We start from the raw sequence: 11,732 nt of genomic DNA on the forward strand, positions 1-11,732 counted from the left end.
CCCGCATCAATCTTGAACACAACAACTACGGCGCTGGAGGCGTCGGAGGGAGGGGAATCATGGGTATTGAACTATTGGCCATAGGCCTGCTGGTCGCTATGTTCATCATTGCGACGATCCAGCCGATCAACATGGGAGCGCTCGCCTTTGCCGGCGCTTTCGTGCTCGGCTCGATGATCATCGGGATGAAAACCACAGACATTTTCTCAGGCTTTCCGAGTGATCTATTCCTGCCGCTCGTCGCCGTCACCTATCTGTTTGCCATCCCGCAGATCAACGGCACGATCGACTGGCTCGTCGAATGTGCCGTGCGACTGGTGCGCGGGCGGATTGCTCTGATACCCTGGGTCATGTTCCTCGTCGCGGCCATCATCACCGGCTTCGGGGCCCTTGGGCCTGCGGCGGTCGCAATCCTGGCACCCGTCGCTCTGAGCTTTGCCGTGCAGTACCGCATTCACCCGGTCATGATGGGTCTGATGGTAATCCATGGCGCGCAGGCAGGCGGCTTTTCGCCGATCAGCATCTACGGCGGAATCACCAACCAGATCGTTGCGAAGGCCGGCCTGCCTTTCGCTCCGACCTCGCTGTTTCTCGCCAGCTTCTTCTTCAATCTGGCGATCGCGGTGCTGGTCTTCTTCGTTTTCGGCGGCGCAAAGGTGATGAAACAAAAAGCGGCTTCGTCCGGCCCCCTGCCAGAGCTGCATCCCGAAGGTGTATCGGCATCGATCAGGGGTCATGGCGGCACACCTGCAAAACCGATCCGGGAGCATGCATACGGTACGACGGCTGATACCGCGACGACGTTGCGCCTGAACAATGAGAGAGTTACCACCTTGATCGGCCTGACGGCGCTCGGCACCGGCGCCCTGGTTTTTAAGTTCAACGTTGGCCTCGTCGCCATGACCGTCGCCGTCGTCCTGGAACTGCTGTCGCCGAAGACCCAGAAGGCGGCGATCGACAAGGTAAGCTGGTCGACCGTGCTGCTGATTGCCGGCATCATCACCTATGTCGGAGTCATGGAAAAAGCTGGGACAGTAGATTACGTCGCAAACGCCGTCTCCAGCCTGGGCATGCCGCTCCTCGTCGCGCTCTTGCTTTGCTTTACGGTTGCTATCGTTTCGGCCTTTGCATCCTCGACCGCGCTGCTAGGCGCCATCATCCCGCTCGCTGTTCCGTTCCTGCTGCAAGGACACGTCAGCGCCATCGGCGTGGTGGTGGCGATCGCGATCTCGACGACGATCGTCGATACCAGCCCATTTTCCACCAATGGCGCCCTTGTCGTCGCAAATGCACCGGATGACAGGCGAGAGCGGGTGCTGCGACAGCTGCTGATCTACAGCGCGCTGATCGCGATCATCGGCCCGATCGTCGCATGGGCGGTGTTCGTCGTGCCGGGGGTGGTTTGAAAGCGGGCTCACATCCCGAAAGCGTGCCGAATGCTCTTCGGCACGCTTGCACCGGTTGAGAACGACTGCCGAGTTTTGAGGACTTCGGACTTTTCTACGCGTTGTTGAGGCCATCTCACCTCGCGCTTGCTTGACACCAACTTGAACTTGGACTGAGTGCACTGCGTTTCTTGCGTCCGATGGCGGCTGTCCTTCGCCAAGCTCGTTGGTGCAGCGACATAGCAGGACATGCTGGACAGATGCTGGGATCCATGGCAACTCGAACCACTGCCAACTTCTATCCTCGCGCGGACCTACAATAGCACTCTGCCAGGAGCCTCCTCCATCTACGCTGATTTCGACGCTCGATATCTGACGATCTCCCCAAGCCCAGCCCCATATTCTCGTCGGCACGTCAGCCAAAAGCAGTTCATTTGGAGACGGCGACACGATAACGGACTCCGGGGCGACGCTCCAAACTGGCTTCACCCCTGATGGCGTCGGGTCGTTATAGAAACGCGTCGTATAGGCGCCGCTTGCCCGCCGGTTCGCGGCCGTGATCGAACCAACCCATTTTACGGAGTTCGTTCCATACCAACCCGGCACAACCAGTCGAACCGGACCTCCGCGCTCCGCAGTGAGCGGCTGACCGTTGATTTCAAGTGCGAGAAGAACTTCTTCTGCAAGTGCTTTCTCGATAGGTAGGTCCTTTTGATAAGGTTCTTCGACTTCTGCGTACTCGCCCCACTTGAGGCCGGAAGTCCATACGTAGGACGCATCGGCACTGATCTGCGCGCGTTCCAGAACAAGCGACAGCGGCACGCCTTTCCAAACCACATTTCCAATCCTGCGCTTGGCGACTGTCGGGGCAAGAGGGCTGCCAGCGCATTCATGAAATGACATGTACTCGTGCTGAGGCATGGCTTGAAGATCCGAGAGACGCAACCTCGTTGGGTTGTCCACGAGGCCATCGACATCGAGATACCAATGGTCTGGATCGATCTCGACGAACCCCATATGCGTGACCAGAAAAAGATCGTCCTCCGGGGTGATCCAGGATTTCAGGGCATGAACGCCGTCAGCCGGACCTTGGAAGGAGAAACCCTTCTTGGTCATGTGCATACCCGTCCGCGTCATCGACTTACTCCGGCAAACCCATCGCCTCGGGGGCCGTTAGAGCCTCCACAGCGCGGCCTTCTAAAAATCTGATCGGCTTTCGGCGTCTCCGGTTGACAGTGACGTCAAAAATATCGAAGCGGTTGTAACCAGCAACGACGTCGTGAAACCGCTTGGGCTCAACACAGTCGTCGAGATCGATATGGGCATAGCCGATACCTTCATCGATCATTTCATCACCAATTGGCGCCCCAGTTGGCCCAAGGAAAAAGCTGCTGGCCCGCGGACCGGCATCTATGATCGCCGCGATTGTGGGATCATCCAAAGCAATAGATCTGCGTGCGCCTTCATCCAACCGACCGGCGACGACGATGCCGAAGCACTTGGCCTCGAAACAATGGGCTGAGGCCCGAATGCGGTTGGCTGCCCGGTTGTCGTAGTTGTCGCTCTCCGTCGGAACGCGAGTGGGCCAGATCGGCGGAAAAGTGCTTATATGAACCTGCTCGGCCTGCGTCATCAGACTGTAGCGCGCGAGTGGGTTTGTGTTCTCCCCGCAAATGAGACCACCAATACGGCCAATTCTTGTATTTGCGACAACCAGACCTGCGCCGTCGCCGGGATCCCAAACCAGTTTCTCGAAGAAAGTTGCGACCAGCTTTCGATGGTGGATCAGGATCTCACCCGTATCGGAAATCAGGACATTGCTATTCCACAGACCTGCGACACTTGCCGGGTTGCGCTCGGAGAAACCGATTGAAACGAAAACACCGTTGTCGGACGCAGCTTTCCGCACACGCTCGATTTCAGGTCCGTCCACGTATACGGAAGCATTCAAGAAGCGTTTGAAATGTCCGTGCGATTGGATGGGTGGGTAAAGTGCCGCCCAGACAGGAAACCCGGGAAGAAAGCTCTCCGAAAATACCACAAGCGATGCGCCGTTTCGCGCAGCCTCTGCGATTACCGAACAAGCTTTCTCCGCGCTCGCTTGGGGATCGAGATAAACGACGGCAATATGAGCAGCGGCGGCCTTGAAGTTCACGTTTCCCATTCGACATTCCTATACTCATGAATTTTGGCGATTAGTCATTTCGACAAGGTCGCGGGTCACGAGTTCCATTTTGCTGTTAGACCGATTTCAATGCGTGCACCAAGCGGGATGCTGGTGCAGCCGATTGTGGTGCGGGCAGGGTAGGGCGATGAAAACCGTGTGGCGTAAATCTCGTTCATCTGAGCGAAGTCGTCCATGTCGGTGAGATAGACGTTGACGGATACGACATCATCCGGCTCGAGGCCTGCAGCCTCCAGGACCTGAAACAGATTATCGAAACACTGGTGGGTCTGATCGGCGACATTGCCGTCGACAAGTTTGCCGGTGCTCGGATCAGGCGGAGTCTGGCCGGAGCAGAACAGTAAGTCGCCGGCCCATGTCGCGTGCGAATACGGTCCTACTGCCGCAGCGTTCGAAGCATTCACAGTTCGTCTTGACATGGTTCCTCCAAAGGCAGGTTCAAGCGGAGCCAACCTGCTGGCGATCAGCATGTCCGCAGGGTAGTTTGCTTCATTGTACGCTGCACGTTCAGCTTTACAGCCGTTCGAAACTAACAGAACGAATTTGCGCGCCAATCCGAATAGGATGGACTACGCTGTGCAAAAATAGACCGGGATACTATGGCGACTGCAATCGACCATCTTGATTGGGACGATCCCAAACTCTTCCTCATCGTCGTCCGGTGCAAGAGCGTGACCGGAGCAGCCCGGGAACTGAAAGTCAGCCACTCCACCGTATCTCGTCGGCTTGCTCGTCTGGAATACACGGTTGGCGGCGCACTCGTCGAACGGACCAAGGACGGACTTTTGCTGACAGCGGCCGGGCTGGTTACAATGCGGCGAGCGGAGGAAATCGAGAACGGCGTGAATGCGCTTCGAAGCGACGTGTGCAATCGTGACGAAATTCGCGGCACAGTCAGATTAGCCACTATGGAGGGCATCGCAACGCTTTATCTCTCAGAGCGCCTCGTTGAACTCAGTAGCCGATACCCTGATCTTGACCTTGAGCTTGTAACATCACCGCAAACGGTTCGGGTCGCTCGCCGGGAAGCCGATCTGTTCCTAAGCTTCTTCAAACCCCACGGAACTTCTCTCGACAGTCAGCTGATCGGACGGTTCAAGACCGGCTTGTTCGCTTCGCAGGCCTACCTGAAGCGCAATGGCGTTCCCTCTGACGCGGCGGATCTTAGCAACCACCGATTCGTCGGCTATATCGAGGAGCTGGTCCAGCTCGAAAGCGTTCTATGGCTGGAGGAACTGGTACCCGCCCCAAAAATCGCGTTCAGCTCAAACAGCATGATGTCGCAGATGTTCGCAGCGTCTGCGGGCGCAGGAATAGTAGCCCTTCCCGAATTCGCACGCAGTCTGAACCTCGGTCTCGTTCCAGTGCTCGACGAGTTGAGCGGCGAACGTGAGATCTGGATGTCGGCACATCAGGACTTGGCTTATCTCCCGAGAGTGAGAGCCGTAAAGCAGTTCCTGAAAAAGCTGGTTCGTCGAGACGAACAACGACTTCTGAGAAACGCACCCTGGTCTTCGTGAAGTTTCGCAAATGGACTGCTCGCAGAGCTACAGCCGACCTGGCAAGCGTCCATACAACGGCGCCCATTTCTGCACAGCAGGTTGCGAAAGTATCGCCTTCCGCGACCATGCCAATTGCGTCAACAAGATTGTTGGTTCGATCAAAGGAAGGAATCCCTCATGTCGGAAATAAGCCGCGACGCTCCCAAGACTTTGGACCTCCCTCGTCTGCGTGCTGATACCCCCGGCACAGAGAACAGAAACCATCTGAACAATGCTGGGGCGGCGCTGATGCCGAGCCCGGTGATCGATGCAGTGATTGGGTACCTGAGCCGGGAGGGCGAAATCGGAGGTTACGAGGCGGCAGCGGAGGCCAACTCCTTGTTAGAGGGAGCCTATGACAGCTTGGCCACTTTCGTAAACTGCTCTCGCGACGAGATAGCGATAGCTGAAAACGCGACGATCGCCTGGCAGCGCGCGTTTTACTCCCTCTCTTTTGGACCTGGGGACCGGATCCTGACGGCAAGTGCCGAATTTGCAGCCAACTACGTCGCCTTTCTCCAGGTTGCCAAGCGTACCGGCGTTTCGATCGAAGTCATTCCGAATGACGCGTCTGGCGTCCTCGATCCCGACGCGCTGGCGAAAATGATTGATGAGCGCGTTCGGTTGATAGCAGTCACCTGGATCCCGACGAACGACGGACTTATCAATCCAGCAGCAGCGATCGGTCGAATAGCACGAGAAACCGGCATTCTCTATCTGCTCGACGCATGCCAAGCTGCGGGCCAAACCGCGATCGATGTTAAGTCGCTGGGCTGCGACATCCTTACGGCCACTGGTAGGAAGTTTCTCCGTGCGCCGCGGGGAACGGGTTTCATGTACATGCGCAAATCCGTCCTGGAGACGATCGAGCCAGCGATGATCGACCTCTACGGCGCGCCCTGGACTGCGCCTAATCGATACGAATTGCGACCCGATGCGAGACGCTTTGAAACGTGGGAGAAGAACTATTCGGTTCGTCTCGGCCTGCGGGCGGCAGTGGATTACGCGCTCGCCATTGGGGTTGAAAACATCGAGGAGCGTTGCAACCACCTTTCATCCAAGCTTCGCGAGGGCCTGAGAGGGATGCATGCCGTAACCGTACATGATCTGGGGGCGCCGCTTGCTTCCATCATCTCATTCACCGTTAGCGGCTGGGACTCGCCAGCCGTCATGGCTTATCTGACTGGCAAAGGAATCAACGTCTCGGTTTCCCCGCCCTCCAGTACACCGGTTGATGCCCATGAGCGACAGCTTCCGCCTGTCGTACGAGCGTCGCCACATTATTATAATACCGAGGAAGAGATCGATGCCTTCCTCGAGGCGATGGCCAGCCTTGCCCGTAGCTAATCTGCTAGACTGACGGATGAAGCAGCTCGCAGAAAAAATTGCGAGGCAGCTGACGCGCCATCTCGCATCCAGTCGTGATAGCTTGCCAAGCAGAAGGGATCAAGCCATGACGGGCTTCTAACGCGCAGTGGCATGAATCGACAGCCGCTCCTTCCGGGGAAATTCACGTTGAGTTACGAGGATTAGCTTTGATGACCCTATCGACTGTTGGCCTCTCGTCGTCCGCTGTCGCAGACGAGTTCGCAGGTCGTGAGCAACTCCGCGCGAGTTCCGCCGAGTTCAGGAAGGAAGTCATTCACATCACGGAGGGCGTCTTTGCGGCCGTCGGTTACTCGGCGAGCAACGTCACGATTGCGGCCCTCTCGGCGACGCCGGATCAGATCGAGGTCGCCGGGCTCAAAGGTGTAAAGCGGGCCAGGTCGTCACGGTCCGCCGGGAATCCCGGTAGTTGTTCCCGCTCGGCTTCGCTCAGCAGTTCGTGCTTGCGCATTCGTCCATCAGCGCGCTGATGACCATTGCCGGAAGCGAAGGAGAGGTGGCGCCGCAGGTCGGCGGGCTGGGGCTGGGCCGCCAGCGGCTCGAACAACTGCGCGGCATTCGCCTCGACCTGCTGCGCGAGCAGCTTCACTCTGCCGTTGGAAGGCCGGCGCCACGATCGTGTGTAACCGGTCGTGCTCGCCCCCTCGTGCGAGACCAGCCACCCCGGCGAACCGAGAATCACCGAATCCGGGGTGAGTGCCGCACTCTCTAAGCGATGGAAGGGCGGAAGGTGACCGGCAGGCGCTGCGGGCAGCGAATGACGTAAGACGGCATGTAGACGACGTCCTCCGCGGCGATGGTCAGCGCCAGATCCTCCAGCCGTCCGAACAGCGCGGTGAAGGTGCAGCGCAATTCCAGGCGCGCCAGCGCAGCGCCCAGGCAGAAATGCGGCCCCTTGCCGAACGACAGGTGCGGGTTGTGCCGCCGGGTGACATCGAACCTGTCGGCGCCGGGACCGAAGGCCTTTTCGTCCCGGTTCGCCGCATGGAATGCCATCAGGACGGCGTCGCCGCGGCGGACCGTGCATCCGTCGATCTCCACGTCCTGGGTGGCATAGCGGAACGGCAGATTGGCCACTGCGCTGCCCCAGCGCAGGATCTCCTCGATCGCCTGTGACCACGGAACTTGGCCGCTGCGCACCAGGTGCAGTTGCTGCGGATGCGTCAGCAATGCCAGCACGCCATTGCCGATGACGCCGGTGGTGGTCACGAAGCCCGCAGAGAGCACCATGAACAGCATGTCGATGAGCTCGGTGTCGGAAACGAGCTCGCCGTTGTCGCGCGCGAGGATTAGGGCCGAAGCCAGATCGTCGCCGAGCTGGCCCCGCTTGAGCGCGATCAGGCGACGGAAGAACTCCGGGATGCGCTGCCGCGTCTGTCGCACCTCTGCGGCTGTCGCGGAGGTGTTAGCCCGGCTGTAGGTGAGCGCGACGATCTCCTCGCGCTGTTCGTCCGGCAAACCGAACAGTTCGGCGATCACGTTGGTGGGCAGCGGAATGGCGAACTCGCTCATCAGATCGGCACTGCCGCCGCGCTGCGCCATCTCGGCTAGGAGTCGATCGACGCATTGTTCGATCCGTAGCGCCAGCATGGCGATACGACTGGGCGTGAAGCTTCTGGACAGCAGGCCGCGCAAGCGCCGGTGATCGGCGCCATGCGCCGTGACCATGTTGTCCACTTTGCACATCTCGATCAGCGGATGATTCTCGGGAATCTCGCCGTCCTGGAGCGCCCGCCACTGTCGCCAGTCCCTGTTGAAACGCTCGTCGGAAAGCATCCGGCTGAGCGTCTGGTGACCGCCTGCCGCCCAGGTCACCACATCGCCTGGCAGCGACACTCGCGCCATCCCCCCCTGCTGCAGAATCGCAGAAGACAGATTATCAAGTTGCGTGGGAGCGACCGACACACCGATCACATCAGAAGGATCGTTTTCTACGCGCATGCCAATAACTCCTTAAAGAACCATTATGATAAAGTTGACCCTGCCTTCAGTGATACTCCTGAGGCCGTGGCTGCACGACGCTGCCGACAGGAAATCTAGTCGTGATCTTGTCCGCTAACCCCTTTCTCCCCTAAGGGGCGCTTCCTCAGGGTGAGTGGCAACTTTCGTCTCCCGGCAAATCTTGCCTGTCTCGTCAACAATGCAGACCGCGGTCTCTTTCAACGATACGTCCAGTGCACAATAGCGTTTCATGCTGCGCTTCTCCCTTGATGTTTGAGGCTGTTGAAAGACATGACCTCGTTTTACCATCAGCCAGAAGCGCAGGACTGCAATCCGCAATGGTCAATGCTGAGACGCAAAGCCGAATATCCCATCTAATCGCCAGGCACTGATCAAGCTCTTTTTGACATGCACAACAATGGCGCCGCCGAGCATCGTTCGACCGGGACGAGTACGAAACCGTGGATGTGCGGACACGCTGTTTCATGCTGCGTTGTTGATGACGTTTGCCGGGAGCACGGTTGTCTGCGCGGTCGATACCTGATCGCCGCATGAAGGGTTTTCGCCGGAGGGATCTTCCAATGTAACGAACGCAGCATGGACGTGGTACACGTTCACCTGCAACACCATCTGCGGAATGACCCGACCTACGCGCCTCGCGGCCACGTCAAAACGTGCCCTTTAGCCCGAAGGAGACTGACATTGCCTCGAACGTGGCCCCGGCGAAATCCTTGCCGAAGTTATTTTCGCCTGTCGCGAAGTTGTGACGTTGCCTGTCCCCGCGGCTGTGAAATACCCGATCGAACGAACCGGACAGATAAAGCGAAGCACTTGGCGTCACCGCATAGCTGACGGCGACATTGGCGCCGATCATCGGTGCCGGAGACATGTCACTCCTAAAACGCCTGTCGCGCACCCAATGGTCGTCGATGTCCTTGATGCCGAAGCTCAAGCCGGTCTGAATGCCGCCGCTGATGGTAAGATCGCCGAGGACGTGTTCGCCGCTCAGGCTGACGAAGCCAACCGGAATCTGTTGCCGGTAGCTGACACCTTTTCCGCTTGGCAATGTCCCGGATACGTCGCGAAAAGAATCATTACTCGAATAGACGTAGGAGCCGCCATAGGCCGTCCATTTGACGTCGGTATAGCGGGCACCGGCGCCGACCGAAAAACTGCTGGTCTCGTTGCCGTAGATGATCCGGTCGATCTCGATCGATCCGGCGATATAGTGATCGAGTTCGGTATCGGGACTAACCGAGCGCTGGCTCCAGTCATCGTGCCCGAGGCTCATCCAGTCGTAGTCGGTCATGTGACCGTCGCCGATCGCGCCGACTTTGACGCTGCCCTTCAAACTCCAGTCGTTGTCGATCTGCGCGTCGACACCAGCCGTGAAGAGGGTCATCCCCTTGCTTTCCCAGTTCAGCTGGCTGAGCTTGTGGTCGCCGATATAGAAAAATTCCTGGGCCTTGATGTTGGCGAGGCCGATATCGCCGAAAAGGACGACGTTGCCATCGTCGGAGGAAAATAAAGCGTTGTCTGCGGCGGCGAATGATGGGGCAGCGAACAGAAAACAGGAGATCGCTACGGATCTGATGGAGACGCGCTTCATGAGCTGACCGCGTCTTTCGTACAGCGCCTCCGTCTTGAGCCTGAGCTTCTTCGCCTCAGATCCCCTTCGTGTGGAGTCAGACTTGCCCACTGCGCAAGCCACTGGTGTTGAGGGACCGGTGTCGCCTGCCGTTGCGAGGCTGACCGCGTCAGCCCCTTCAGGGAATGGAAGTATTCGCAAAACATTCGTTGTCCTTTGCTGGAGAGTGATCAATTTGCGGGACTGGGCGGGAGCGCGGCACGGATGAGCCTCGATCTGCAAGCTGGTGTGGAAATTGCCGGGCCAGAACCTGACCGGTCTTCCGTGAAGCACTCTACGCTGTCGCACCGCTGCGCTTCATCAGGCGGCGGGACGAGCGAGCGCCTTGTTGTCACGCGTGGCCGCGTCGTGAATTTTTTGGCGTCCCCACTTGTGGGATTGACGGTCACAGGTTGGCCACATGCCAACTGGCGGGCAGCTTCGCTGGCATTGATCTCGTGGTGGCGACTGCCTGTTCGGCGAGGCTGTACATCGAGGAACTCCTATTGGTTGTGCTAGGCTACTTCTCTTTAGCCAAGCAACTACTGCGCCAAACCAGAAAATCGTCAAAACGACGCGATCACGCCGACAGCGCAGTGTCTCATGTCCGACATTGTCGAATAGCCGACAACGAGTGCAGCTGCTGTCATCTGAGAGCTCTCGCCCAGGATGAACGATCTGATGGCTGTGGCTCGATGAACCCATCAATCCGCCGCAAGATCGAAGAGATCAGCCAGAACGAGGCGAATTGCCGCCGCCTGATGAGCGTTCCCGGCGTCGGCCCGCTGATCTCCACGGCGATGGTGCCGGATCAGCGCATTGGTTTCGGCGCCGGTGCAGGCCTGGGGCCGGCCGGTCCTCTGTCGTGTCCATCGACAACGCAAGCAAAAGGAGATACCGCGATGCCCGACCTCGTGAACTTCATCCAGATCGACGACGAAACCAACACCCTGACCGGCAATCTCGCCACACTCACCTTCGATATCGACATCACCGGCGCGGCGGTCGAAAGCACGAACCCGAAGGCCCCGGTTCGCAGCTCGCTGGCCGTGCTGCCTTTGCGATACAGCCGCGCATCCGAATCGCTCGTGGGCACGTGCGTGTGGTTGCTGCGCGATTGTCCGCGGAAGTCGCTGCGGCCCTCGTCATCGCCGTCCTTGGGCTTGAAACGCTTGTGCCCGGCCCAGGCCCGGATCAACGTGCCATCCACACTGAAATGTACGCCCGGCAACCAGCCCCCGGTCATTGGCGACCTCCACCACTTCGTTGAACAGCGCGATCACCGCATCGTGTTCGATCAATCGCTCGCGGGTCTTGCCGAACACCGTCGGCACCCACACCGCATCGTCCATCGACAGACCGATGAACCAGCGGTACAGCAGGTTGTACTGCACCTGCTCCATCAATTGCCGGCGCAATGCTTGGGCGACCGCCTTTGGCACTGCAGGCGTACATGCCAGAAAACAAGCCGTCTAGCCGCACCAGCGCTTCGTTGGCCATCAGCCGGATCGGGCGCAGTGGATGATCGGCTGGAACGAAATCCTCCAACCGCTTCATCGTGAACAGCTGCTCCATGAACACATCGCTCCCGTGCATCGAACCGCCTCGCCAATGTGGAGATAGTCGAATCTTTGGCCTAGGTATTTTAGCAGCCTGCTAGACCAGCA

8 protein-coding genes and 4 pseudogenes are annotated in these 11,732 nt (G+C 58.6%); 4 read left to right on the forward strand and 8 right to left on the reverse strand.

Annotated features, from left to right (window positions below):
- Window positions 1-59: 59 nt before the first annotated feature.
- Window positions 60-1,406, forward strand: a complete 1,347-nt coding sequence (locus LPU83_RS37615; RefSeq protein ID WP_024317970.1) for an SLC13 family permease — start codon at window positions 60-62, stop codon at window positions 1,404-1,406.
- A gap of 138 nt (window positions 1,407-1,544) precedes the next feature.
- On the opposite strand, the pseudogene LPU83_RS37620 reads toward LPU83_RS37615, so the two are convergent.
- The 3 genes and pseudogenes from LPU83_RS37620 to LPU83_RS37630 all read right to left on the reverse strand — a co-directional run.
- Window positions 1,545-2,522, reverse strand: a pseudogene (locus LPU83_RS37620) (molybdopterin-dependent oxidoreductase); the annotation flags it as partial.
- A gap of 4 nt (window positions 2,523-2,526) precedes the next feature.
- Entirely contained in the window at window positions 2,527-3,549 is a 1,023-nt protein-coding gene (locus LPU83_RS37625; RefSeq protein ID WP_024317971.1) for a carbon-nitrogen hydrolase family protein, read from the reverse strand.
- Window positions 3,550-3,605: 56 nt separating this feature from the next.
- Window positions 3,606-3,989, reverse strand: a complete 384-nt coding sequence (locus LPU83_RS37630; protein ID WP_024317972.1) for a RidA family protein — start codon at window positions 3,987-3,989, stop codon at window positions 3,606-3,608.
- Between the two features lie 180 nt (window positions 3,990-4,169).
- Here LPU83_RS37630 and LPU83_RS37635 point away from each other — a divergent pair, with 180 nt between their 5' ends.
- The 3 genes from LPU83_RS37635 to LPU83_RS72745 all read left to right on the forward strand — a co-directional run bounded on the left by LPU83_RS37635 (window position 4,170) and on the right by LPU83_RS72745 (window position 6,967).
- The gene (locus tag LPU83_RS37635) at window positions 4,170-5,090 is read left to right on the forward strand and encodes a LysR family transcriptional regulator (protein WP_024317973.1); all 921 of its coding nucleotides are present in this window, start codon (window positions 4,170-4,172) and stop codon (window positions 5,088-5,090) included.
- Window positions 5,091-5,249: 159 nt separating this feature from the next.
- Window positions 5,250-6,458, forward strand: coding sequence for an aminotransferase class V-fold PLP-dependent enzyme (locus LPU83_RS37640; protein WP_024317974.1), 1,209 nt, complete (start codon window positions 5,250-5,252; stop codon window positions 6,456-6,458).
- Between the two features lie 191 nt (window positions 6,459-6,649).
- Entirely contained in the window at window positions 6,650-6,967 is a 318-nt protein-coding gene (locus LPU83_RS72745) for a hypothetical protein (protein WP_082323296.1), read from the forward strand.
- Here LPU83_RS72745 and LPU83_RS37645 read toward each other — a convergent pair.
- From LPU83_RS37645 to LPU83_RS37660, 5 genes and pseudogenes are all read right to left on the reverse strand, one after another.
- Window positions 6,954-7,239: pseudogene (locus LPU83_RS37645) on the reverse strand (cytochrome P450); the annotation flags it as partial. The gene LPU83_RS72745 and the pseudogene LPU83_RS37645 overlap by 14 nt on opposite strands.
- Window positions 7,206-8,438 carry a cytochrome P450 family protein gene (locus tag LPU83_RS37650; RefSeq protein ID WP_024317976.1) on the reverse strand — a complete coding sequence of 411 codons (1,233 nt, stop codon included), beginning with the start codon at window positions 8,436-8,438 and terminating at the stop codon, window positions 7,206-7,208. The pseudogene LPU83_RS37645 and the gene LPU83_RS37650, both read right to left, overlap by 34 nt.
- A gap of 141 nt (window positions 8,439-8,579) precedes the next feature.
- Window positions 8,580-8,690 (reverse strand): annotated as a pseudogene (locus LPU83_RS73860) (IS110 family RNA-guided transposase); the annotation flags it as partial.
- Between the two features lie 415 nt (window positions 8,691-9,105).
- On the reverse strand, window positions 9,106-10,047 hold the full coding sequence (locus tag LPU83_RS37655) for an omptin family outer membrane protease (protein WP_024317977.1): 942 nt from the start codon (window positions 10,045-10,047) through the stop codon (window positions 9,106-9,108).
- Window positions 10,048-11,098: 1,051 nt separating this feature from the next.
- Window positions 11,099-11,661, reverse strand: a pseudogene (locus LPU83_RS37660) (transposase); the annotation flags it as partial.
- Between the last annotated feature and the right edge of the window lie 71 nt (window positions 11,662-11,732).

It is taken from the genome of Rhizobium favelukesii (genome assembly GCF_000577275.2).
GTDB classification, from domain to species: domain Bacteria; phylum Pseudomonadota; class Alphaproteobacteria; order Rhizobiales; family Rhizobiaceae; genus Rhizobium; species Rhizobium favelukesii.